Annotated in this window: 23 protein-coding genes; 16 read left to right on the top strand and 7 right to left on the bottom strand. The window is 71.0% G+C overall.

Going from position 1 to position 21,873, the window contains the following annotated elements; genetic code table 11:
* Nucleotides 1-15 precede the first annotated feature (15 nt).
* From C3E78_RS14725 to C3E78_RS14705, 5 genes are all read right to left on the bottom strand, one after another.
* Nucleotides 16-792 carry an endo alpha-1,4 polygalactosaminidase gene (locus C3E78_RS14725; protein WP_108579672.1) on the bottom strand — a complete coding sequence of 259 codons (777 nt, stop codon included), beginning with the start codon at nucleotides 790-792 and terminating at the stop codon, nucleotides 16-18.
* Nucleotides 789-1,130, bottom strand: a complete 342-nt coding sequence (locus C3E78_RS14720; protein WP_108579670.1) for an MmcQ/YjbR family DNA-binding protein — start codon at nucleotides 1,128-1,130, stop codon at nucleotides 789-791. Before C3E78_RS14720 ends, C3E78_RS14725 begins: the two co-directional genes overlap by 4 nt.
* A gap of 12 nt (nucleotides 1,131-1,142) precedes the next feature.
* Entirely contained in the window at nucleotides 1,143-1,646 is a 504-nt protein-coding gene (locus C3E78_RS14715; RefSeq protein WP_108579668.1) for a GNAT family N-acetyltransferase, read from the bottom strand.
* The gene (gene truA, locus C3E78_RS14710; protein ID WP_108579666.1) at nucleotides 1,643-2,434 is read right to left on the bottom strand and encodes a tRNA pseudouridine(38-40) synthase TruA; all 792 of its coding nucleotides are present in this window, start codon (nucleotides 2,432-2,434) and stop codon (nucleotides 1,643-1,645) included. The genes C3E78_RS14715 and truA overlap by 4 nt, the downstream gene beginning before the upstream one ends.
* Before the next feature lie 358 nt (nucleotides 2,435-2,792).
* Nucleotides 2,793-4,088 (bottom strand): citrate synthase, encoded by a 1,296-nt coding sequence (locus C3E78_RS14705; RefSeq protein WP_108579664.1) that lies wholly within the window; start codon nucleotides 4,086-4,088, stop codon nucleotides 2,793-2,795.
* A gap of 242 nt (nucleotides 4,089-4,330) precedes the next feature.
* Between C3E78_RS14705 and rplM the strand changes: the two genes are divergently transcribed.
* From rplM to glmM, 3 genes are read left to right on the top strand one after another with little or no spacing between them, the layout of a single operon-like run.
* Nucleotides 4,331-4,774 (top strand): 50S ribosomal protein L13, encoded by a 444-nt coding sequence (rplM, locus tag C3E78_RS14700; RefSeq protein WP_108579662.1) that lies wholly within the window; start codon nucleotides 4,331-4,333, stop codon nucleotides 4,772-4,774.
* A 20-nt stretch (nucleotides 4,775-4,794) separates the two neighbouring features.
* Entirely contained in the window at nucleotides 4,795-5,295 is a 501-nt protein-coding gene (gene rpsI / locus C3E78_RS14695) for a 30S ribosomal protein S9 (RefSeq protein ID WP_108579660.1), read from the top strand.
* A gap of 6 nt (nucleotides 5,296-5,301) precedes the next feature.
* Nucleotides 5,302-6,648, top strand: a complete 1,347-nt coding sequence (gene glmM, locus C3E78_RS14690; protein WP_108580911.1) for a phosphoglucosamine mutase — start codon at nucleotides 5,302-5,304, stop codon at nucleotides 6,646-6,648.
* A 37-nt stretch (nucleotides 6,649-6,685) separates the two neighbouring features.
* Here glmM and C3E78_RS14685 read toward each other — a convergent pair whose 3' ends face one another.
* Nucleotides 6,686-8,449 carry a serine/threonine-protein kinase gene (locus tag C3E78_RS14685; RefSeq protein WP_108579658.1) on the bottom strand — a complete coding sequence of 588 codons (1,764 nt, stop codon included), beginning with the start codon at nucleotides 8,447-8,449 and terminating at the stop codon, nucleotides 6,686-6,688.
* Between the two features lie 195 nt (nucleotides 8,450-8,644).
* Between C3E78_RS14685 and C3E78_RS14680 the strand changes: the two genes are divergently transcribed.
* From C3E78_RS14680 to C3E78_RS14670, 3 genes are all read left to right on the top strand, one after another.
* Entirely contained in the window at nucleotides 8,645-9,925 is a 1,281-nt protein-coding gene (locus C3E78_RS14680) for a transthyretin-like family protein (protein ID WP_108579656.1), read from the top strand.
* Between the two features lie 73 nt (nucleotides 9,926-9,998).
* Nucleotides 9,999-10,739: an FHA domain-containing protein gene (locus C3E78_RS14675; protein WP_108579654.1), complete on the top strand. Its 741-nt coding sequence runs from the start codon at nucleotides 9,999-10,001 to the stop codon at nucleotides 10,737-10,739.
* 9 nt (nucleotides 10,740-10,748) lie between these two features.
* On the top strand, nucleotides 10,749-11,717 hold the full coding sequence (locus tag C3E78_RS14670; protein WP_108579652.1) for a GNAT family N-acetyltransferase: 969 nt from the start codon (nucleotides 10,749-10,751) through the stop codon (nucleotides 11,715-11,717).
* 16 nt (nucleotides 11,718-11,733) lie between these two features.
* On the opposite strand, the gene coaA is transcribed toward C3E78_RS14670, so the two are convergent.
* Complete coding sequence (coaA, locus tag C3E78_RS14665; RefSeq protein WP_108579650.1) at nucleotides 11,734-12,675, bottom strand: type I pantothenate kinase; 942 nt, start codon at nucleotides 12,673-12,675, stop codon at nucleotides 11,734-11,736.
* A gap of 75 nt (nucleotides 12,676-12,750) precedes the next feature.
* Here coaA and glmS point away from each other — a divergent pair, with 75 nt between their 5' ends.
* From glmS to C3E78_RS14615, 10 genes are all read left to right on the top strand, one after another.
* Complete coding sequence (glmS, locus tag C3E78_RS14660) at nucleotides 12,751-14,595, top strand: glutamine--fructose-6-phosphate transaminase (isomerizing) (RefSeq protein WP_108579648.1); 1,845 nt, start codon at nucleotides 12,751-12,753, stop codon at nucleotides 14,593-14,595.
* Nucleotides 14,596-14,602: 7 nt separating this feature from the next.
* Nucleotides 14,603-14,956 carry a holo-ACP synthase gene (locus C3E78_RS14655; protein WP_108579646.1) on the top strand — a complete coding sequence of 118 codons (354 nt, stop codon included), beginning with the start codon at nucleotides 14,603-14,605 and terminating at the stop codon, nucleotides 14,954-14,956.
* Nucleotides 14,950-16,392: a bifunctional ADP-dependent NAD(P)H-hydrate dehydratase/NAD(P)H-hydrate epimerase gene (locus C3E78_RS14650; RefSeq protein ID WP_108579644.1), complete on the top strand. Its 1,443-nt coding sequence runs from the start codon at nucleotides 14,950-14,952 to the stop codon at nucleotides 16,390-16,392. The genes C3E78_RS14655 and C3E78_RS14650 overlap by 7 nt, the downstream gene beginning before the upstream one ends.
* Before the next feature lies 1 nt (nucleotide 16,393).
* Nucleotides 16,394-17,512, top strand: a complete 1,119-nt coding sequence (gene alr / locus C3E78_RS14645; RefSeq protein ID WP_108579642.1) for an alanine racemase — start codon at nucleotides 16,394-16,396, stop codon at nucleotides 17,510-17,512.
* Nucleotides 17,509-18,489 (top strand): alpha/beta fold hydrolase, encoded by a 981-nt coding sequence (locus tag C3E78_RS14640; protein WP_108579640.1) that lies wholly within the window; start codon nucleotides 17,509-17,511, stop codon nucleotides 18,487-18,489. The genes alr and C3E78_RS14640 overlap by 4 nt, the downstream gene beginning before the upstream one ends.
* On the top strand, nucleotides 18,486-19,466 hold the full coding sequence (tsaE, locus tag C3E78_RS14635; RefSeq protein WP_108579638.1) for a tRNA (adenosine(37)-N6)-threonylcarbamoyltransferase complex ATPase subunit type 1 TsaE: 981 nt from the start codon (nucleotides 18,486-18,488) through the stop codon (nucleotides 19,464-19,466). The genes C3E78_RS14640 and tsaE overlap by 4 nt, the downstream gene beginning before the upstream one ends.
* Before the next feature lie 9 nt (nucleotides 19,467-19,475).
* Complete coding sequence (gene tsaB / locus C3E78_RS14630) at nucleotides 19,476-20,111, top strand: tRNA (adenosine(37)-N6)-threonylcarbamoyltransferase complex dimerization subunit type 1 TsaB (protein ID WP_108579636.1); 636 nt, start codon at nucleotides 19,476-19,478, stop codon at nucleotides 20,109-20,111.
* Nucleotides 20,108-20,542, top strand: coding sequence for a ribosomal protein S18-alanine N-acetyltransferase (gene rimI, locus C3E78_RS14625; protein ID WP_108579634.1), 435 nt, complete (start codon nucleotides 20,108-20,110; stop codon nucleotides 20,540-20,542). The genes tsaB and rimI overlap by 4 nt, the downstream gene beginning before the upstream one ends.
* 39 nt (nucleotides 20,543-20,581) lie before the next feature.
* Nucleotides 20,582-20,992 carry a DUF5709 domain-containing protein gene (locus tag C3E78_RS14620; protein ID WP_108579632.1) on the top strand — a complete coding sequence of 137 codons (411 nt, stop codon included), beginning with the start codon at nucleotides 20,582-20,584 and terminating at the stop codon, nucleotides 20,990-20,992.
* A gap of 75 nt (nucleotides 20,993-21,067) precedes the next feature.
* Complete coding sequence (locus tag C3E78_RS14615) at nucleotides 21,068-21,826, top strand: lysophospholipid acyltransferase family protein (RefSeq protein ID WP_108579630.1); 759 nt, start codon at nucleotides 21,068-21,070, stop codon at nucleotides 21,824-21,826.
* Nucleotides 21,827-21,873: the final 47 nt, after the last annotated feature.

The raw sequence follows: 21,873 nt of genomic DNA, 5'->3' as shown, positions 1-21,873 counted from the left end.
GTCTCTCAGGGCGGCTCAGCAGGAGGTGAAGACGTACCCCTTGGCGCCCCGCGGGACCACGTCGCGGTCGCGCAGCGAGATGGAGGCCCTGCCGGAGCGGGCCGCGCACGCGCGGGCGAACGCCCGACGACCGTTGTCGGTGTACTCGATCTCGATCAGGCGCGTGCGGTAGACCTTGGTGTAGGCCCCGCACTCACGGTAGACCTCGCACTCCTCGGCGACCGCGAAGTCGAAGCCGATGCGCTTGCGGCTCAGCTGGGGCGCGTTCTTCTGCGCGATCGCGACCCCGCTGCGGTGTGCCTCACGAACCAGCCGCTTGCCGAAGTTGACGGCATACGACTTCTTGAGCAGTCCCTTCGAGCGGGTCCACGAGTCGAGGTTGTCCGGCTCGACGGCCTGGAACCCCTTGCGTCCGCACTGGGCGAACCAGGACCGGTTGATCGCGCCGATCGCGGCCCGCTTGCGGGATGTGCGGATGTCCAGCAGCACCTCGTCGCGCCAGTCCGGATCGCGCACGAGGCGTCCCTTGCGGTCGCGCAGGAGCAGCTGCGGGTGCTTCTTCTTCCACCACGTCAGCCGGCCGGGCTGGGTCTGGAAGGAGTTCACGTAGCAGATCGAGTACAGCCCCTTGGCCGGTGCCGCGGTGCGGTCCCGGGTCACGATGTCGACGCCGGGTGCGGGGGAGTACGCCCCGCCGAGCTGGTAGTCCGCGACCCCGCCGACGGGCGGTGGGGCGACGGGTGAGGTGGACAGGGCGAAGGCGACCAGGGCCGAGGCGAGGAATCCGGTCATGGCTCGAGCCGCTTGCGTACCGAGGCGGGAGCGGCGATCCGCCAGGCGTCGGTGACGAGCTCGAGAAGCTCCTCACGCTCGACGACCTCGAGGTCGGCCAGGACGTAGGCGTGGCCGTCGTAGTGCGGGGTCGTGAAGAAGGCGGGATCGGTGCCGGCCACGAGGGCCTCCTTGTCGGCCATCGAGCACTTCAGGGCGAGGGCGCCGTCGCTGTCGGTGCGCAGGCGGCACATCAGCTTGCCCGCCACCTTGAGCGACGGCGTGCCGTACGACGTGCTCTCGGCGACCTCGGGCAGGGTGATGCCGTGCGCCACGACGTCCCGCCAGGTCACCGCCATGTCCCCATCCTGTCAGGCGTCGGGCCCCGGTGTCGCGTGCACGAGCTGCAGCTGACGGCCCCACCGCGGGCTGATGTGCTCCCCGTCGGGCACAAAGCCTGCCGCGGTGACGACGCCCACGGAGGCTTGGTTGTCGGGAGCGATGCGGGCGATGACCCGCTCGAGCCCAGGGGTGCCGCGGGCGTGGTCGAGCAGCAGCATGACGGCCGCGAGGGCGATGCCGTGCCGGCGGTGCTCGGGGAGGATCCGGTAGCCGAGCTCGGCCCGGCCGTCGACGGGAGCGCCCTTGAAGCCTGCGTTGCCGACGATCACGTCGTCCGCGACCACGGCCCGCATCAGCCAGTCCGCGTTGTCCGGGTGCTGGTCCGCGAGCTTGACCATGAAGCGCCAGATGTCGACCGCCTCGGCGAACCCCTGGGGGACGGGCAGCCCGATCTGTTGCTCGGCCGACGCGACATCGCCCGCGGCGAGGGCTCGGAAGGTCGTGGGAGTGATGGGAGCGAGGCGGACCGTCATTCGTCGCGTCGCCTCCGCGACTCCAGGGCGCGGGCGGCCAGGCCCTCGTCGTCGGGGTAGACGACCTCCTCGAGCACGAGCCCGTGGGCGGGCATGACCTTCACCCGGGCGTCACGAGCGGCCCCGGCGAGGATCTCGCTGGACCACTCGGGGGCGAACCGGCCCTCGCCGACGGCTACCAGCGCCCCCATGAGCGAGCGCACCATCGAGTGGCAGAACGCGTCCGCCCGCACGGTCGTCTCGAGGAGGTCGCCCCTCCGGTCGGTGCGCAGCTCGAGCAGCGTGCGGATCGTGGTGGCCCCCTCGCGCCGCTTGCAGAAGGCAGCGAAGTCGTGCTCGCCGAGCAGGTGGGAGGCTGCCGCGTCCATCGCCGCTGCGTCCAGCGGCCGGGCCCAGCCCACGACGCTGCCGCGGGCGAGGGGGTCCGGACCGGCCGGGGCGTCGCACAACCGGTAGACGTAGCGCCGTTGGAGCGCTGAGAAGCGGGCGTCGAACCCCGGCGGTGCCACCGACAGCCCCCGCAGGGCAATGTCGGCCGGGAGCAGGCGCCTGAGCCGTCGCTCGAGCGCGACCGGATCGACGTCGTCGAGGTCGACGTGGGCCACCTGGCCCCGGGCGTGGACCCCCGCGTCGGTGCGGCCCGCGCAGGTCAGCTGGGGGACGGTGTCGCGTCGCAGGATCGTGGCCAGCGCGGACTCCACCTCACCCTGGACCGTGCGCAGCCGTGGCTGGGTCGCCCAGCCGCGGAAGGCGGTGCCGTCGTAGGAGAGATCGAGTCGCAGCCGCACGCCACCCACGCTATCGCCCCTGGGTGACGGCGGCTCCGGACGAGCGGACGGTGAGGCGATCCAGGCCCGCCGTTGCAGGGAGAATCCATGCGCAAGATCGTCGTGGCTGCCGGCACCCGGCACCGTCTACCACCTCTTCTCGCACGACACGTGCGAGGACCGGGGACCGCAGGGCCACGGCGAGGTGCTGGTCAAGATCACCGGCACAGTCAGCCCGGTGCGCGCGGGCAAGGGAGTGACCATCCACAAGAAGTTCCCGGGCGGTTCGGGCCGGGTCGAGGGCGTCTGCGACGAGTGAGACGTCCCGGGACGACAAGAGACCCCCACCGCGGACGGTGGGGGTCTCTCGGGGCGTCGTTCAGGCCCAGCGCTCCTCGGCGGGGATGAACTCCAGCTGACGGTCGCCGGTGTAGATCTGCTTCGGGCGAGCGATCTTCTGCTCCTTGTCGTCAACGAGCTCGAGCCACTGCGCGAGCCAGCCCGGCGTGCGGCCGATCGCGAAGAGCACCGTGAACATCTCGGGCGGGAACTGCAGCGCCTCGTAGATCAGACCCGAGTAGAAGTCGACGTTCGGGTACAGCTTGCGCTTGACGAAGTACTCGTCCTCCAGCGCGATCTTCTCGAGCTCCTGCGCGATCTCGAGCAGCGGGTTGACCCCGGTGACCTCGAAGACGTCGTCGCAGGCCTTCTTGATGATCGTGGCGCGGGGGTCGTAGTTCTTGTAGACGCGGTGACCGAAGCCCATGAGCTTCTCGTCACCGTTCTTCACGCCCTCGATGAACGCCGGGATGTTCTCCTTGCTGCCGATGCGCTTGAGCATCTTCAGCACGGCCTCGTTGGCGCCACCGTGCAGCGGGCCGTAGAGGGCCGCGATGCCGGCGCTGACCGCCGAGTACGGGTCGACCTGGCTGGAGCCGACCGAGCGGACCGCGTTGGTCGAGCAGTTCTGCTCGTGGTCGGCGTGCAGGATCAGCAGGACGTCGAGCGCCTTGGCCAGTCGCGGGTCCGGGTCGTACTTCGGCTCGGACATCTTGAACAGCATCGAGAGGAAGTTCTCGGTGTACGACAGGTCGTTGTCGGGGTAGACGTACGGCTTGCCCTGGGCGTGGCGGAAGGACCAGGCGCCGAGCGTCGGCATCTTGGCGATCATCCGCACGACCTGCTCGTGACGCACCTGGGTGTCGGTGATGTTGCGCGCCTCGGGGTAGAACGTCGACAGCGCGCCGACGCTCGACAGCAGCATGCCCATGGGGTGCGCGTCGTAGCGGAAGCCCTGCATCAGCGACTTGACGTTCTCGTGGACGAACGTGTGGAACGTGATCTCGTGGACCCACTGGTCGTGCTGCTCCTTCGTGGGCAGCTCGCCGTGGATCAGCAGGTAGGCGACCTCGAGGAACGTGGACTTCTCGGCCAGCTGCTCGATGGGGTAGCCCCGGTACTCCAGGATGCCCTTCTCGCCGTCGATGAACGTCACGGCGCTGCGGGTGGAGGCAGTGTTGGTGAAGCCCGGGTCGTACACGGCGAGACCGGGCTCGTCCTCGGTCTTGCCGATCTTGCCGAGGTCACCGGCGCGGATGGTGCCATCCGTGATCGGGATCTCGAATTCTTCGCCGGTCCGGTTGTCGCGGACGGTCAGTGTCTGGTTCTCGGTCACGATGGGTCTCCTGTGACGGGGGGAACGGTTCCGCTGTGATGGCGCGGACCGCCTCTCAACTTAGACGTGAGGTAAACCTCACCTGGCAAGGGGGTCGTCGGGTGGACTCGTTTTGACCCGAGCGTCACCCGCCGGTTAACCTAGTGTGTCGTCGTACCCAGTGGATCCGCCATGGGCTGCGACCTCCACCATAGAGTTTGTTTCTAGATCACCTCCACATCGAAGAACGAGAAGGTCACGCCGTGCGCACGTTCAGCCCCAAGCCGTCTGACATCACCCGTCAGTGGCACGTCATCGACGCCGAGGACATCGTTCTGGGCCGTCTCGCCGTCCAGGCTGCGACGCTGCTCCGCGGCAAGCACAAGCCGACGTATGCTCCGCACGTCGATGGTGGCGACTTCGTCATCATCGTCAACGCGGAGAAGGTGGCCCTGTCCGGCAACAAGCGCCGCGACAAGCTCGCCTACCGTCACAGCGGCTACCCGGGTGGACTCAAGTCCATCGCCTACGGTGACCTGCTCGACAAGGATGCGCGCAAGGCGATCGAGAAGTCGGTGCGCGGCATGCTCCCCAAGAACCGTCTGGGTGATCAGCTGATCACGAAGCTCAAGGTCTACTCCGGCCCCGAGCACCCGCACACCGCCCAGAAGCCCCAGCCGTTCGAGATCACGCAGATCTCCCAGTAAAGAAGAGAAGCAGGCGCATCGTGGCTGAGACCACCACCGAAGAGACCACCGAGTTCCAGACCAACTCCGAGGGTGTTGCTTACACCTCGGAGACGGCTGGCTCCTCCGAGACCTCCAGCAAGCCCGCGACGATCGCTCCGGGTGCTGCAACGGGTCGCCGCAAGGAGGCCATCGCCCGCGTCCGCATCGTGCCGGGCACCGGCGTCTGGACCGTCAACGGCAAGCCGCTCGAGGAGTACCTCCCCAACAAGCTGCACCAGCAGATTGCCAAGGAGGCGTTCGCCGAGACCGGTCTGCAGGACCGCTTCGACGTCATCGCCCGTGTCACGGGTGGCGGCATGACCGGTCAGGCCGGCGCCCTGCGTCTCGGCGTGGCCCGCTCGCTGAACCAGATCGACGAAGAGGCCAACCGCCCGGTGCTCAAGAAGGCCGGACTCCTGACGCGCGACTCGCGCATCAAGGAGCGCAAGAAGGCTGGCCTCAAGAAGGCTCGTAAGGCTCCGCAGTACAGCAAGCGCTGAGTGTTCGTGGGCCGGATCTTTGGCACGGATGGCGTTCGCGGTGTCGCGAATCGTGATCTGACGGCCGAGCTCGCAGTCGACCTCGCGGTCGCGGCGGCCCACGTCCTGGGCGAGGTCGGTGCTTTCGCCGACCAGCGCCCCACAGCAGTCGTGGCCCGCGATCCCCGCGCCTCAGGAGAGTTCCTGGAGGCCGCGGTGGTCGCGGGCCTTGCTTCTGCCGGTGTGGACGTGCACCGCCTCGGCGTCGTGCCGACCCCGGGAGCGGCGTACCTGACGTCATTCCTCGCGGCGGACATGGGCGTCATGATCTCCGCGAGCCACAACGCGATGCCCGACAACGGCATCAAGTTCCTCGCCCGCGGGGGCCTCAAGCTCGACGACCAGCTCGAGGTCCTCATCGAGGACCGGCTCGAGGAGCCGTGGGACCGGCCGACCGGCGCCGGTGTCGGCCGCATCGGCGACAGCCATGCGGGGGTCGCGGCGTACGTCAAGCACCTCGTCGCCACCTGCCCGCGCCCGCTCGACGGCCTCACGGTCGTGCTCGACTGCGCCAACGGCGCGGCGTACGAGGTGGGACCCGCGGTGTTCCAGGAGCTCGGCGCGCGGGTCATCACGATCCACGCGGATCCCGACGGCCTCAACATCAACGAGAACTGCGGCTCGACGCACCTCGACGACCTCCAGAAGGCCGTCGTCGACCACGGTGCGGACGCCGGGTTCGCCTTCGACGGCGACGCCGACCGCTGCCTCGCCGTCGACGAGACCGGCGAGGTGGTCGACGGTGACCACATCCTCGCGATCCTGGCCCTCGCGGCACGCGACGCCGGACGCCTGACCGACGACACGGTCGTGGCCACGGTGATGAGCAACCTCGGCTTCGTCCAGGCGCTCGAGAACGCCGGCATCACCGTCATCCAGACCGCGGTGGGCGACCGCTACGTGCTCGAGGCGATGCGCTCGGGCGGCTTCAACATGGGCGGCGAGCAGTCCGGGCACGTCATCATGGGCGACTACGCCACCACTGGTGACGGGGTGCTGACCGCGGTGCACCTCGCGGCCCGCATGGTCGAGGACCGAACCCCGCTGTCGACGCTCGCGTCGGTCATGACCCGGCTGCCGCAGGTGCTGATCAACGTCCCCGGGGTGGACAAGTCCCGCGCCGACTCCGACCCGACGCTGCTGGGGGCGGTCGCGATCGCGACCTCCCGGCTCGGTGACGGTGGCCGGGTGCTGCTGCGCCAGTCCGGCACCGAGCCCCTGGTGCGCGTGATGGTGGAGGCGCAGACGTCCGAGCAGGCCACCGAGGTCGCCGAGCACCTCGCCGGTGTGGTCCGCCAGACCCTGTCGCTCTGACCGCCTGTCGAGCGGTCTCCGCAGGTGGCGGGCGCCCTCAGTCGGGGCAGACCGCGCGTCCGTCGTCGTGCTTCTCGGCCTGGAGGGCGCGCCAGGTGGCCGGTCCCGTCCGGCCGTCCGGATCGAGGCCCCGGTCCCTCTGGTACGCCTCGAGCGCTGCCGTCGTCGCTGCGTCGAACCGTTGCGTGATGATGCCGATGCCCTCGTCGGTGCGGGGCTCGGGCAGGTAGCCCCGGATCAGCAGGATCTGCTGCAGCTCGTTGACCAGGAGCTGCTCGTCGAACGAGGCGTCGACCGAGCTGTCGAGGGCTGGGAGGTCGTCGGCCGACTCCAGGCACAGGCAGAAGCTCCGCCCCCGCTGCTCCTCGTCGAGCAGGTGCGGGATCGCCTCACCCATGCCGGCCTCGCGCCGGGCGGCGCAGACGTCCTTCAACGTGCGGTAGGGCCCCGTCCACGCGAGGTAGTAGGGCCGGCCGTCGCGGTTGACCGGGTCGTACGTCGGACAGGTGTCAGAACCTCGGAGGTACTTCACGTCCGGCACCAGCTCGGCTGCTTCGTTGATCCGCTCCGCGAAGCCGCTCGGATTGCCCCGCGTGAGCTGGAGGATGTACTGCTCGGTGCAGCCCGGGTTGTCGTACGTCGCGTTGACAACCCCGGGCAGCGGGCCACTCTCAGGCGACGAGTCGCCACCGAGGCGCAGGAAGGCCAGGACGCCCGTGACGAGGGCCACCGCGAGCACGGCCGCGACGCCGCGCGCGGACAGCGGCGACCAGGCTCGCGGTCGGCCTGCTCGTCGGCGCGTCGATCCGGCGGCGGTCGGTGAGGTGCGGGGGTTGAGGCGTGTGCCGACGTCGGGCACGCCCTCGGGGACGGTCACGGTGAACGCGCGGACCGTTGCCAGGTCGTCCGAGACCTGGACCGGGCGCCGTGCACCGGGGGAGGAGTCGAGCACCTCGATCCTGGTCGGCGGCAGGCCGAGGTCGACCTGGACCTGCTGCAGGGCCCGGGCGAAGTCGAAGGCCGAGGGGTACCGGTCGTCGACGGCCTTGGCCATCGCGCGGGCCAGCACGTGCTCGAGGGTCGCGGGGACGTCGGCGCGCCCGGTGGGACGCAGCGGTTCCGTCGAGATGCGGATGCCCATCGCGATGGGGTCGTTCGTCCGGTCGTCGCGCTGGTAGGGCGACCGGCCGGCGAGCAGGCTGTAGACCGTGGCCCCCAGTGAGTACACATCACTGCGCACGTCCCTGACGGTCGCGCCGCGGAAGGCCTCGGGCGGCGCCCACGGGACCGACAGTGTCGTCTCCACGGTCTCGGGGTCGTCGGTGGCCGCAGCGATCCCGAAGTCCGTCAACAACGGCGCTCCGTAGGCGTTGGTCAGGATGTTGTGGGGCTTGATGTCACGGTGCAGGATGCCGGCCCGGTGGGCGGTCTCGACCGCGGCCGAGACCTTGATGCCGATCTCGAGGACGTCCGGCAGCGGGATCTGCTCGGTCCGGTAGCGCTCCCCGAGACTGGGGGCGGGGCAGTACTCCATCACGATGTACGGCCGTCCGTCCGCGGCGACGTCGGCCTGGAAGATCGGGACGATCGACGGGTGCCCGGACAGCTGGGCCATGACGTTCGCCTCGGCATGGAAGAACTCGGTGTCCGCGCCGGCGAACGGGTGCATCACCTTGACCGCGACATCACGCGCCGGGACGGCCTGGCGGTACAGGTACACGTCGGCGAAGCCGCCGTGGCCGATGAGCCGGACGAAGGTGAAGCCGTCCAGCTCAGGGGGTGGGAGGGAACGTGCTGGCACGGGTCCGTCTCCTGGGAGCGAGCGAGCTGGCTGGCGCGCTGGGCGCCGGGGTGCGATCCACCCTAACCGACGGCCCCCGGTCCTGAAGGCTCGTCAGGCCGCGAGGCGGAGGGAACCTCTCCCCATCGACGCCGGGACGGACGCCGCCTAGCGTCGAGCGTGAGGCACGTCGGCACCAGATCTCGGAGGAACATCATGACCCAGCACCGCCGCACCGTCCGCCTGCTCGTGGGGCTCGTGGCCGCAGCGGTCCTGGGCGCGGGCCTGCTCGTGGCACCGGCGGACGCGCGCACCGTCCCGGCCGGCACCGTGAAGGGCACGGTCACCATCGCCGGCGTGCCGTTGGCCGGGGCCAGGGTGACCCTGGTGCTTCGCGACGGCGACAGCGGCGATGTGTTCGGGAAGTACAAGACGGTCACGACCAACAGTGCAGGGCGGTACTCGCTCACCCGTCCGGCGGGCAGCCACACGACGTGGTGGTACGACCACGTCGTCGTGCAGGACCCGAAGAAGCGCGCCGTGTCGGCCTATCGACAGTTCATGGGGAACACGTCACGCACGGTCACCCGCAACGTGACGCTGAAGCCGGCCGCGACCCTCGTAGGTCGTGTCAGCCGGGCCGACGGCGCGTCACCCACGTCGATCCGGGCGAACATCGTCGACGGGCCCGACAGCAGCCTGATCGAGAACCTCCAGATGAGCAGGTACGACCCCGACCGGGCGGTCGACGCGACCGGGACCTACCGCTTCCGGGGACTCCCGGCGGGCACGTACACCGTCTGCTACCACGACACGTCCACGACGTTCCGCGACGAGTGCCATGACGAGGCCCTCACCGTCGATCAGGCGACACCGCTGACCGTGCGCGAGGGCGCCACCACCACAGCAGGGGCCCAGCAGCTCGATCACCTGCGCGCGCACGTCCGGGGCACCGTGACCACCGCGAGCGGCGAGCCGCTGCGCGGGATCGTCGTCAGGGCTGTGGTGAACCAGGACCGTGACGCAGGCGCCGCCAGCACCCGGTCGTCAGGGCGGTACGACCTCCCAGTGGACGCGCCCAGCGCGGTGCGGCTGAGGGTCGAGGACCCGTCCGGGACCTGGGCGGACCAGTGGTACACCGCCCCCGGCAGCACCGGCGCCCGGGTGTTCTCGCTGGGCGAGGGCGCGACGGTCAACGGGCTGACCACCGCGCTCAAGTCGAATGCCGAGCTGGCCGTGTCGACCCGGCGCAGCACCACCGCCGGCAAGATCACGTTCCGGGTCGAGGTGACGCGCAGCGCCACCGGCCACCACCCCAGCGGGAAGGTCACGATCTCGCGGAAGGACGTCAGCCGCACCGTGACCCTGAAGCGGGGAGTCGGCATCGTGACGCTGACCGGCGTGGTGCCGAGGGGCCACCGCACCTTCCACGTCGACTACGCCGGGACGTCCAGCACGGCAGATGCTCACCGGACCGTCCGGGCGATGGTGCGCTGACCACCTGGACGAGCGCGACGGGTGGACGACACGGCACCATGGGCGTGATGCACGTCGAGCCGGAGGTGGCCCTGTGAGCACGCTGACCGTCGAGTTCTGTGGCGAGGAGCTCGTCGTCGGGCCCGACGAGGTCTTCACGATCGGTCGTGAGGGCGACCTGGTGGTCGACGAGGACAATCCCTACCTCCACCGGCGGGTCGTGGAGCTGCGCCACGACGCCGGCTTCTGGTGGATCGTCAACGTCGGGACGCGGCTGTCCGTCACGGTCAGTGGTGACGCGGGGACGCTGCAGTCCTGGATCGGTCCGGGGTCGCGGCTCCCGGTGGTCATGGCGAGCCAGGCGATCGTGTTCACCGCAGGCGACACGGTCTACGAGATCACCATCGTCTGCGACGAGCCGGTGTACTCCGGGACTCCCTCGACGCCCGAGGAGTCCGGTGACGCGACGCTGGGTGCTGTCGAACTGACCCCCTCCCAGCTGCGGCTGGTGCTGGCACTGGCCGAGCCGGTCCTCCGTCGCAGGGGAGCCGGGCCGGGTGAGGTTCCCACCAACGCGGCCGCGGCCGAACGTCTCGGGGTGCCGATCACGACCTTCAACCGCAAGCTCGACAACGTCTGCGAGAAGTTCGCTAGGAACGGCGTGAAGGGACTGCACGGCGGGGCAGGACAGCTCGCCACCTCGCGCCGGTCCCGCCTGGTGGAGTACGCCGTGTCCGCCGGCATCGTCCGGGCCGAGCACCTCCCGCTCCTGGACCTGTCGGCTCCGGACGCCGGTCAGGAGCGAGCGGCGTCCGCGCCGCCCGACGTGTCGTAGGGTCGGGGGATGCTCGAGGTCCAGCACGTCGACGTGGCCGACGACGACGCGTTCACGCAGCTCTACGACCTCTACGCACGCGCGCACACGCGGGCCTTCGACGGTCCGTACCTCGCGATCGAGAAGCGCGTCAACCTCATCGATGACGACTACAGCACCAAGGTGGCCGTCGTCGCTCGCGACGTCGATGGGGTCGCCGTCGCGGGCGGCACGATCGTGATGGCGTTGCAGGACAACACCGCGGTCGCCTTCGTGGAGGTGTTCGTGCCCCCTGAGCAGCGTCGCCGCGGCCATGGCTCGGCGGTGCTCGACGCCCTCGTCGACATCGGTCGACGAGGCGGTCGCACGATCGCCTTCGGTGAGGCGGTGTGGGCGGTCGACCGGGAGACGGATGCGGGGCGTGCCTTCGCGGAGGCACGCGGGTTCTCGCTCGACATGATGGACGCGGTGCGGGAGCTGACGCTGCCGGCCGAGGTGCCGCCGGTGGAGCTCGACCCGGCCTACACCCTCGAGACGTGGCGCGGCCCGTGCCCGGACGAGTGGCTCGACGAGTACGCGGACCTGCGTCGCATCCTCAATGCCGAGGCGCCCAGCGGGGAGACCGGTCTGGAGAACGAGCACTGGGACGCCGCACGGGTCCGCAAGGACGAGGCCGATCTGGCCCGGGTCGGTCGCGTGATGCAGGTGACGGTCGCCCGCTCCGCCGGCGGTGAGCTGGCCGGCCACACCCAGCTGGCCTTTCCGGGGGAGGGCTTCGAGGTCTATCAGTGGGACACGCTCGTCCGTCCGGCTCACCGAGGTCACGGGCTGGGTCTGGCGCTCAAGGTCCACACGATGCATGCCGCGGCGGACCTGCTCGCGGGGCGCCGGCGCATCACGACGTGGAACGCCGCCAGCAACACCCACATGATCGCCGTGAACGAGCGGCTCGGGTTCCGGCAGACCGCCTGGGCCGGGGAGTACGTGCGGGCGATGTGACGGCCGGCGGGGGTGCTCAGATCTTGCGGAGCCGGACCCAGTCGACGGCGTGGTCCGGTCCCTTGCGCAGCACCAAGGAGGCCCGGCCACGCGTCGTGGCGATGTTCTCCTTGAGGTTGGGGTAGTTGATCGTGTCCCACAGCTCGCTCGCCCGCTGGATCGCCTGCTCGTCGGTGAAGGAGCTGTAGCGGTGGAAGTACGACGCGGGATCGGCGAACGCGGTCTTGCGCAGCGTGAGGAACCGGTCGATGTACCACTGGCGCAGGTCCTTGCCGGAGGCGTCGACGTAGATCGAGAAGTCGAAGAAGTCGCTCACCGCGAGCCCCGGCGACCCGTCGCCGCGCGGACGCGCGGGCGCGAGGACGTTGAGACCCTCGACGATCACGATGTCGGGTGCCTTGACGGTCACGACCTCGTCGGTGCGGTCGTACGTCAGGTGCGAGTAGACCGGGGCGGTCACCACCTCCACGCCGGACTTGACCTCCATGACGAAGCGCAGCAGGGCCTTGCGGTCGTACGACTCGGGGAAGCCCTTGCGGTCGAGCAGCCCGCGGCGCTCGAGCTCGGCGTTGGGGAACAGGAAGCCGTCGGTGGTCACCAGCTCCACGACCGGGTGGTCGGGGGACTGGGCCAGCAGCTCGCGCAGCAGGCGGGCGGTCGTGGACTTGCCGACCGCGACCGAGCCGGCGATGCCGATCACGAACGGGGTGCGCCGGGACTGCGGGGCGTGCAGGAACTCCTCGGTCGCCTCGTACAGGGCCCCCGCGAGGCGGACGCGCATGCTGATGAGCTGGGTCATTGGCAGGTAGACCTGTCGGACCTCCTCGAGGTCGAGCTCGTCACCGAGGCCACGCACCCGCTCGATCTCATCGGGCTTGAGCGGCTGGGGCGCGTCACCGGCGAGCGCGGCCCACGCGGCCCGCTCGAGCTCCACGTACGGTGACTGGTCGCGCGTCATGCGGCCATTCTGGCCCGTGGCCGGTTTCGGCGCTGCACTCGGTCCCCGGTGGGCCGCACTCGCTACTCTGGACACATGTGTGGAATTGTCGGGTACGTCGGTCAGCGGTCCGCTCTTGACGTGGTCATGGGGGGCCTGCGACGCCTGGAGTACCGGGGATATGACTCGGGAGGTGTCGCCCTCGTGCACGAGGGAGAGATCCTCTCGGCCAAGAAGGCGGGCAAGCTCGTCAACCTCGACGCCGAGCTCGCGGCGCACCCGCTGCCGGTCGCGCACACGGGCATCGGGCACACCCGGTGGGCCACCCACGGCGCGCCCAACGACGTCAACGCCCACCCGCACCTCGACGCCACCGGGCGGGTCGCGGTCGTCCACAACGGCATCATCGAGAACTTCGCGTCCCTGCGCAACGAGCTGGAGGCACGCGGCCACGAGATGCTCTCCGAGACCGACACCGAGGTCGTCGCCCACCTGCTGCACGACGAGCTCGAGCGCACTGCGGACCTGTCCGACGCGGTGCGCGCGGTCTGCCGCCGCCTCGAGGGTGCGTTCACCCTGGTGATCTGTGACGCCGACCAGCCCGACGTGGTGGTCGGCGCCCGCCGCAACTCACCGCTCGTGGTCGGTCGGGGTGAGGGGGAGAACTTCCTCGGCTCCGACGTCGCCGCGTTCATCGAGTACACCCGCAACGCCGTCGAGCTGGGCCAGGACCAGGTCGTCACGATCACGCCCGACGACATCGTCGTGACCGACTTCGACGGCCGGCCGGCCGAGACCAAGGAGTACCACGTCGACTGGGACGTGTCGGCGGCCGAGAAGGGCGGCTTCGAGTGGTTCATGCTCAAGGAGATCGACGAGCAGCCCTCCGCCGTGGCCGACACCCTGCGGGGGCGGCACAGTCCCGGCGGCCTGCTGCAGCTCGACGAGATGCGCATCAGCGACACCGAGCTGCGTGAGGTCGACAAGATCATCGTCATCGCGTGCGGCACGTCCTTCTACGCCGCGATGGTCGCCAAGTACGCGATCGAGCACTGGACGCGCACGCCCTGCGAGGTCGAGCTCGCCTCGGAGTTCCGCTACCGCGACCCGATCCTCAACAAGAGCACGCTGGTCGTCACGATCAGCCAGTCCGGCGAGACCATGGACACCCTCATGGCGATCCGGTACGCCCGCCAGCAGCGCGCGCGGGTGCTGTCGATCTGCAACACCAACGGCTCGACGATCCCGCGCGAGTCCGACGCGGTCATCTACACGCACGCGGGCCCCGAGGTCGCGGTCGCGTCCACCAAGGGCTTCCTCGCCCAGGTCGTCGCGTGCTACCTCCTCGCGCTCTACATCGCCCAGGTCAAGGGCATGAAGTACGGCGACGAGATCGACGGGATCCTCGCCGAGATCGGGCGGATCCCCGACGGCATCCAGCGGATGCTCGACGAGGGCGACCAGATGCGCAAGCTCGCGACCGAGCTCGCGGGATCGCGCTCGATCCTCTTCCTGGGCCGCCACGTCGGCTACCCGGTCGCCCTGGAGGGTGCCCTCAAGCTCAAGGAGCTCGCGTACATCCACGCCGAGGGCTTCGCCGCGGGCGAGCTCAAGCACGGTCCGATCGCGGTGATCGAGCAGGGCCTGCCGGTGTTCGTGATCGTGCCGCCCAAGGGCCGCGACCAGCTGCAGGAGAAGACGGTCAGCAACATCCAGGAGATCCGCGCCCGCGGCGCCCGCACGATCGTGCTGGCCGAGGACGGTGACGAGGACGTCGTGCCGTACGCCGACCACCTGATCCGGCTGCCGAAGGTGCCGACGCTGCTGCAGCCGCTCGTGTCCACGGTGCCGCTGCAGATCTTCGCCGCCGAGTTCGCCAGCCAGCTGGGCCACGACGTCGACCAGCCGCGCAATCTGGCCAAGTCCGTCACCGTCGAGTGATCCCGGGATGAGCATCCTGGGCATCGGCGTGGACGTGGTCGACATCGGCCGGTTCGCGGCGTCGCTGGAGCGCACCCCGACGCTGCGCAACCGGCTGTTCACGGCGTCCGAGATCGACCTGCCACTGGAGTCGCTGGCGGGCCGGTTCGCGGCCAAGGAGGCGTTCGTCAAGGCGCTGCGCGCGCCGGCCGGCATGTCGTGGCAGGACATCGAGGTCGTCAACGACGCCCACGGTGCGCCGCAGCTTCGGCTGCAGGGAGCCGCGAAGGACCGCGCGGGCGAGCTCGGCGTCACGACCGCGCACCTGTCGATCTCCCACGACACCACCGTCGCGACTGCCTTCGTGGTGGCCGAATGCTGAGGTCGCACCGGGTCGGGGACGTCCGCGCCGCCGAGGCGGCCCTCGCGGCGACCCTGCCCGACGGCGAGCTCATGCGACGCGCCTCGCAGGGCCTGGCCGACGCGCTCGGGCACGTGGCGGCGGGTGAGGTCGTGCTCGTCCTCGTCGGACCGGGCAACAACGGTGGCGACGCGCTGTACGCCGCGGTGCACCTGCTCGGCCGCGGCGTCCGCGTGGACCTGTGCCTGCTCGACCCCGCCACCGTCCACGACGACGGTCTGGCGGCCGCGCTGGCAGCAGGGGCGCGCGTGGTCGACGAGCCGTCCGACCAGTCGCACTGCCTCGACGCGGTCTTCGGGATCGGCGCGCGGCCCGGGCTCACCGGTCGGGCGGCCGGCTGGGCCGAGTGGATCGCGCGGTCCCGCCCCCACACGATCGCGGTCGACGTGCCGTCCGGCGTGGACGTCGACGGTGCCACGGTGCCCGGCGCGCACGTGCGGGCCGACGCGACGATCACGTTCGGCACGTACAAGAACGCTCTGCTGGTCGCTCCCGCGAGTGGCGCTGCCGGGTGGAACGGCACCTCGATCCCCGAGCTCGTCGACATCGGGCTCGGGCCGTACCTGCCGCCGCCGTCGGTCGAGGCGATCGAGCCGTCCGACGGCCATCTGCTCGAGGACACCTTCGACTGGCTGCGCAGCCCGACGAGCCACAAGTACGCCCGCGGCGTCGTCGGCGTCGCCGCCGGCTCCGAGCAGTACGCGGGCGCAGCGCACCTCTGCGTCGCGGGCGCCCAGGCCGGGATGGCCGGCATGGTGCGGTTCCTCGGGACGGCCGAGCTCGGCAGGCGCGTGGTCGACCGGGCCCCCGAGGTCGTGGTGGGACGTGGCCGCGTACAGGCCTGGGTGGTCGGTCCCGGCGGGGGAGACGACGCCGGTGACCAGCTCGCGACCGCGCTCGAGGACGGTGTGCCCGTGCTGGTCGACGCGTCCGGGTTGCAGCACCTGCCGGAGTCCTTCGACGTCCCGGCCCTGCTCACCCCGCACGCGGGAGAGCTCGCCCAGATGCTCGGCACCGACCGCGACGCCGTCGAGGCCGAGCCGCTCGCGCACGCGACGCGCGCCGCCCAGCGGTGGGGCGCGACGGTGCTGCTCAAGGGCGCCCGCACCCTCGTCGTCACGCCGGGACGAGCGACGCGGGTCAACCTGACCGGCTCGCCGTGGCTCGGCACCGCCGGCTCCGGTGACGTGCTCTCCGGCCTGGCCGGATCGCTGATGGCCGCCGGCGCCGACCCGCACGACGCCGGTTCCCTGGCGGCGTTCCTGCACGGCGCCGCGAGCGTCCGCGCGAACCTCGGCGGCCCGGTCACCGCGTCCGCGGTCGCCGCGGCCCTCCCCGGCACCGTCGCGGCGTTCCACGACGGCGTGCTCGACGTCGTCCGCGACTGGAGGAGCTGACATGACCGATCCCCAGGCCGAGGCGGTCATCGACCTCGACGCGTTCGGCGCCAACCTGGCCGCCCTCTCCGCCTGCGCCCCGTCGGCGGCCCAGATGACGGTCGTCAAGGCCAACGCGTACGGCCACGGCATGGTCGAGATGGCCCGCGCGGCCCGCGCCGCCGGCACCGACTGGCTCGGCGTCGCGACCCTCCGGGAGGCGCTGACCCTGCGGGCCGCGGGGGACACCGGCGACCTGCTGTGCTGGCTCGCCGCGCCGGGCGCCGACTACGCGGCCGCCGTGGAGGCGGACGTCGAGGTCACGGCGTCCTCGGTGGAGCAGCTGGCCGAGATCCTGTCCGCCGCCCCCCGCCGGCCGCGGGTGCAGCTCAAGGTCGACACGGGGCTCTCGCGCAACGGGGCGCTGGGGCAGGAGTGGACCGCGCTGGTCGCGGCCGCCGCGCAGGCCCAGTCCGGCGGCCGGCTCGAGGTCACCGGCGTCTGGTCGCACTTCGCGTGCGCCGACCAGCCCGACCACCCGGCCAACGACGCGCAGGAGGCGGTGTTCGTCGCGGCCGTCGACGAGCTCCTCGCGGCGGGCATCCAGCCGCGGGTGCGCCACCTCAGCAACTCGCCCGCGACGCTGACCCGCCCCTCGGCGCACTTCGACCTCGTCCGCGTCGGCATCGCGGCCTACGGCATCCGGCCCGACCCGGGCATGACGTACCCGACCCGGCTCACCCCGGTGCTGACGCTGCGCGGGCGCCTCGTCCAGGTCAAGCGCCTCCCCGCCGGGGCGAAGGTCTCGTACGGACAGACCTGGACCGCCGAGCACGACACCACGGTCGGCCTCGTCCCGTTCGGGTACGGCGAGGGCATCCCGGTCTCGGCGTCCAACCGGGCGCAGGTGCTCACCGCCGGCGCCCGCGTGCCCCTGGTCGGCCGGGTGTGCATGGACCAGTTCGTCGTCGACCTCGGGGAGCGGTCCGCGCGGCGCGGCGACGAGGTCGTGCTGTTCGGCCCCGGCCACGACGGGGAGCCCACCGCGGAGGACTGGGCGGTGGCGTCGGGCACCATTGCCTACGAGGTGGTCACCCGTCTGGGTGACCGCATCGTCCGGACCTACAAGGGTGGCGCATGAGAAGAACCGTGAAGCTCGCGACGACTGCGGGGGCGTTCGTGGCCGCCGGGGCGGTCGCCACGGTGCTCAACGACCGGCACCGCACGAGCCGGCGGAGGCGCCGCGGCGAGGACGTCGAGTTCGGCTCCGTGCGCAGCACGCCCCTGTCCGTGCTCGCGCCCGACGGCGTCGCGCTCCACGTCGAGGTCGACGAGGCCGACCGCGCGACCCCCACGATCGTGTTCCTGCACGGGTGGGTCGAGGACAGCGACGTCTGGCACTACCAGCGGCTCGCTCTGCGAGGACGTGTCCGCACCGTGTTCGTCGACCTGCGCTCCCACGGCCGGTCCGGCCGCTCGTACGCCGGCAACTCGTCCCTCGCCGACCTCGCTGACGACCTCGAGACCGTGCTCGACCAGGTCGTCCCGCAGGGTCCCGTCGTCCTGGTCGGGCACTCGATGGGCGGCATGACCATCATGGAGCTCGCCCGCACGCGGCCGGACCTCTTCGGCGACCGGGTCCAGGGAGTCGTGCTGGTCTCGACCAGCTCGGGCAAGCTCATGCGCAGCAGCCCGGCGCTTCGCTACCTCGTCCCGCTGCTGCGTGCCGGGACGCCGATGCTGAACTGGGGCCGGCGCTTCAACAGCTACTCGATCATCAAGCGCTGGGGCCTCGGCCCGAACGCCCAGGAGCGCCACGCCGACATGGCCAACGAGATGATCCTGCGTGCGCCGACCCGCGTGCTCATGGACTTCTACCCCAACTTCGTCAGCCTCGACCTGACCGCCGGCCTGCGCGACCTCGGCCGGGCCCGGACGACCGTCATCGGCGGTACCGCGGACCTGCTGACCCCGATCAAGCACGCCCGCGTCCTGGCCGACCGGATCCCCGACGCCAAGCTCGTGGTGCTGGAGGACGTCGGCCACATGGTCCCGTTCGAGGCCCACGAGACCGTCACGAAGGCCATCGAGGACGTCCTGGAGGACATCGAGTCATGACCGGATCCAACGCCCTCAACGTGATCGACGCGGGCCCGGAGCACGCCGCGGTCATCGTCGACATCATCCACCGCTCGTTCGGCGCCCGCCCCGTGCTCGACCCGCCGTCCACGGCGCTCGACGAGACGGTCGAGTCGGTCGCGAGGACGCTGGCGACCGCGGGCGGCCTGCTCGTCGAGCGCCGTGGCCTGCCGATGGGCGCGATGCTGTTCGACGAGTCCCGCCCGGGGCAGCTGGGCCTGCGACGGGTGTGCGTGGACCCGGACATCCAGGCGCGCGGCGTCGCGTCGGCGATGCTGGGCGTCGCGGAGGACACCGCCGAGGAGCGGGGCAAGGACGGCATCTGGCTCAACGTGCGCGAGGAGCTGCCGGAGACCGTGCAGTTCTGGACGCACCGCCGCTACGAGCCGATCGGCCGGGACGAGCCGTTCATCGAGTTCGGCAAGACGCTGTGGCTGGCACGGGAGGTGCCCACCGCAGAGGAGATGCAGTCGCTCGCGAAGCGGCTCGCCCCGCTGCTGCGCGCCGGCGACCTGCTGGTGCTGTCCGGTGACCTCGGGGCGGGCAAGACGACGTTCACGCAGGGCCTGGGCGAGGCGCTCGGCGTCCGCGGACCCATCACGTCGCCGACGTTCGTCCTGGCGCGCACCCACCCCTCGCTCGTCGACGGCCCGCCGCTCGTGCACGTGGACGCGTACCGGCTGGGTGACCTGAGCGAGATCGACGACCTCGACCTGGACTCCACGACCGACTCGGCGGTCACCGTCGTGGAGTGGGGCGACGGGATGGCCGAGCAGCTCGCCGACAGCTGGCTGCACGTCAGGATCGAGGTCCGTGGTCCGCGGCCGATCGACCCGCTCGGCACGCCGCACGACGGGGACGTGCCGGACGAGGTGGATCCCCGGGTCGTCACGATCAAGCCGCACGGCCCCCGGTGGGTCGGAGTCCCGCTCCGCTCCACCTTGCTCGGCTCGTAGGCTGCTCCTGTGCTCCTCCTCGCCTTCGACACCGCCACACCCGCGATCACCGTTGCCGTCCACGACGGCGAGCGGGTGGTCGCCGAGGCGTACGGCGAGGGCGCGATGGCGCACGGCGAGCTGCTCGCCCCGGCCATCCGCGACGCGATGGCGCAGGCCGGCGCCACGATGGCCGACCTGACCGATGTCGCGGTCGGCGTGGGACCGGGTCCGTTCACCGGGTTGCGCGTCGGCGTCGTCACCGCCCTGACCCTCGGCTCGACGCTCGGCCTGACGACCCACGGCGTGTGCTCGCTCGACATCGTGGCCGCCGACGTCCAGGTGGAGGGTGAGTTCCTCGTCGCGACCGACGCCCGCCGCAAGGAGGTCTACTGGGCCCGCTACGGAGCGGACCACGTACGCCTCGACGGGCCGCACGTGCTCAAGCCCGCCGACCTCGCCGCCCAGCACCCGAGCCTCCCGGCGTACGGACGGGGCGCGCACCTCTACGACGGCGTCCTGCGCGCGGCGGGCGAGGCGAGCGATCCCCGTGCTGCCGCGCTGGCGGACCTCGTGGTCTCCGGGCGCGCGGTGCAGGTGCCGCTCGAGCCGCTCTACCTGCGCCGTCCCGACGCGGTGCCGCAGGCCTCGTCCAAGCGGGCATGAGCCGCACGGCGACCGAGGCCGACGTCGAGGCGATCGCCGCGATCGAGCGCTCCTGCTTCGGCGCCTCCGCGTGGAGCGAGGGCCTCGTCCGCGACGAGGTGGTCAGCGACCGGCACGTCGTGCTGGTGACCGACGACCTGGCGGCGTACGCGGCGGCGTCCCTGGCCGGGGAGACCGCCGACCTGGACCGCATCGCGGTGCTGCCGGCCGCCCGCGGACGGGGCCTCGCCCGCGACCTGCTGACCGACCTGGTCGACCGGGTGCGCGACCTCGGTGCGGACCGGATGCTGCTGGAGGTCGCCGCCGACAACGCCGCGGCGATCGGGCTCTACGAGGCGCACGGCTTCGACACCATCAGCACCCGTCGCGGCTACTACGCGGGTGGCATCGACGCGCTCGTCATGGAGATCACCATCGCGGAGTGGCGCTGACCGGTTGCCACCTCGCGAGAGCGTGCCACGCTGGAAGGCATGACCGAAGTACCTGAGACACCTGACACCCCTGACATCATCCCCACGGACGATTTCGGACCCGACCAGGACGCGATCTTCGACGATCCCGACGAGGTCATGGACGAGGGTTACTCGCCGCCGGAGAAGTACCGCGGCGAGGGGTTCGGCACGACGGCCGAGGAGCAGCTGGAGGGTGAGTCCCTCGAGCAGCGCCTCCGCCAGGAGGAGCCCGAGCCCGACCCGTACGCCCCGGAGCCGGAGATCCTCGACGACGGCGAGGTCGGCACCGAGCGCGCCGGACGACTGGTCGATCCCGACGGCGGCATCGGCGAGGACACCGAGAAGGACCTCATCGGCGAGGACGTCGGCATCGACGGTGCCGCCGCTAGCGCCGAGGAGGCTGCCGTCCACGTCGTCGACGAGGACTGACGGCACCGCTGGACCATCGCCACGCGTGCGCTCGGCCACAGCGCCGAGTGCACGCGTGTGCACTACCCTGACCGCATGCGCGACTACACGTATCCGGCCACGATTGTGACTGCCAAGACGCTGTTCAAGGTGCTGGGCATGAAGTTCCAGATGTCCGGCACCGAGCACATCCCGCGCACCGGCGGAGCGATCCTCGCCGCCAACCACATCAGCTATGTCGACTTCATCTTCGACGGCCTCGCCGCCCAGCCCAGCGGCCGGTTGGTGCGCTTCATGGCGAAGAAGGATGCGTTCGACCACAAGGTCTCCGGGCCGATCATGCGCTCGTTCCACCACATCTCGGTGGACCGCGACAACGGCCAGCAGTCGTACGACGACGCGGTCGAGTACGCGCGGTCCGGCGAGATCGTCGGCATCTTCCCCGAGGCCACGATCAGCCGCGCCTTCGAGATCAAGGATCTCAAGACCGGCGCCGTGCGCATGGCCGCCGAGGCCGGCGTCCCGCTCATCCCGATGGTCACGTGGGGCACGCAGCTGCTGAAGACCAAGGACCACCCGTCGGACCTGACGGGTCGCGGCAAGACGATCGGCCTGCACGTCGGTGCGCCGTTGGAGGTCACGGGCGAGGACCCGGTCGCCGAGACCAAGCTGCTGCGCGAGGCGATGTCGACGCTGCTGGACCGCGCGGTCCTCGAGTACCCGCTCAGCCCCGTCGGCCAGTGGTGGGCACCCGCGCGCCACGGCGGCACCGCGCCGTCCCTCGAGGAGGCCGCCCGCCTCGACGAGGAGGAGTACGCCGCCCGCGCCGCTCGGCGCACCGAGCGCAGCGCCTGACGTCATCCCGCGCGTGCCGCAGGCACCTCGCCAGGGATGACGTTCCC

Origin of the sequence: Aeromicrobium chenweiae (genome assembly GCF_003065605.1) — a bacterium.
Lineage (GTDB): Bacteria > Actinomycetota > Actinomycetes > Propionibacteriales > Nocardioidaceae > Aeromicrobium > Aeromicrobium chenweiae.
This window is presented reverse-complemented; position numbering and strand designations above follow the sequence as displayed.

Excerpts from the sequence above, each read along its gene's own strand:
- C3E78_RS14725 (WP_108579672.1), bottom strand. The coding sequence starts at position 792 with ATGACCGGATTCCTCGCCTCGGCCCTGGTCGCCTTCGCCCTGTCCACC.
- C3E78_RS14720 (WP_108579670.1), bottom strand. The coding sequence starts at position 1,130 with ATGGCGGTGACCTGGCGGGACGTCGTGGCGCACGGCATCACCCTGCCC.
- C3E78_RS14715 (WP_108579668.1), bottom strand. The coding sequence starts at position 1,646 with ATGACGGTCCGCCTCGCTCCCATCACTCCCACGACCTTCCGAGCCCTC.
- C3E78_RS14680 (WP_108579656.1), top strand. The coding sequence starts at position 8,645 with ATGACCCAGCACCGCCGCACCGTCCGCCTGCTCGTGGGGCTCGTGGCC.
- C3E78_RS14670 (WP_108579652.1), top strand. The coding sequence starts at position 10,749 with ATGCTCGAGGTCCAGCACGTCGACGTGGCCGACGACGACGCGTTCACG.
- coaA (WP_108579650.1), bottom strand. The coding sequence starts at position 12,675 with ATGACGCGCGACCAGTCACCGTACGTGGAGCTCGAGCGGGCCGCGTGG.
- glmS (WP_108579648.1), top strand. The coding sequence starts at position 12,751 with ATGTGTGGAATTGTCGGGTACGTCGGTCAGCGGTCCGCTCTTGACGTG.
- C3E78_RS14655 (WP_108579646.1), top strand. The coding sequence starts at position 14,603 with ATGAGCATCCTGGGCATCGGCGTGGACGTGGTCGACATCGGCCGGTTC.
- C3E78_RS14650 (WP_108579644.1), top strand. The coding sequence starts at position 14,950 with ATGCTGAGGTCGCACCGGGTCGGGGACGTCCGCGCCGCCGAGGCGGCC.
- alr (WP_108579642.1), top strand. The coding sequence starts at position 16,394 with ATGACCGATCCCCAGGCCGAGGCGGTCATCGACCTCGACGCGTTCGGC.
- C3E78_RS14640 (WP_108579640.1), top strand. The coding sequence starts at position 17,509 with ATGAGAAGAACCGTGAAGCTCGCGACGACTGCGGGGGCGTTCGTGGCC.
- tsaE (WP_108579638.1), top strand. The coding sequence starts at position 18,486 with ATGACCGGATCCAACGCCCTCAACGTGATCGACGCGGGCCCGGAGCAC.
- rimI (WP_108579634.1), top strand. The coding sequence starts at position 20,108 with ATGAGCCGCACGGCGACCGAGGCCGACGTCGAGGCGATCGCCGCGATC.
- C3E78_RS14620 (WP_108579632.1), top strand. The coding sequence starts at position 20,582 with ATGACCGAAGTACCTGAGACACCTGACACCCCTGACATCATCCCCACG.
- C3E78_RS14615 (WP_108579630.1), top strand. The coding sequence starts at position 21,068 with ATGCGCGACTACACGTATCCGGCCACGATTGTGACTGCCAAGACGCTG.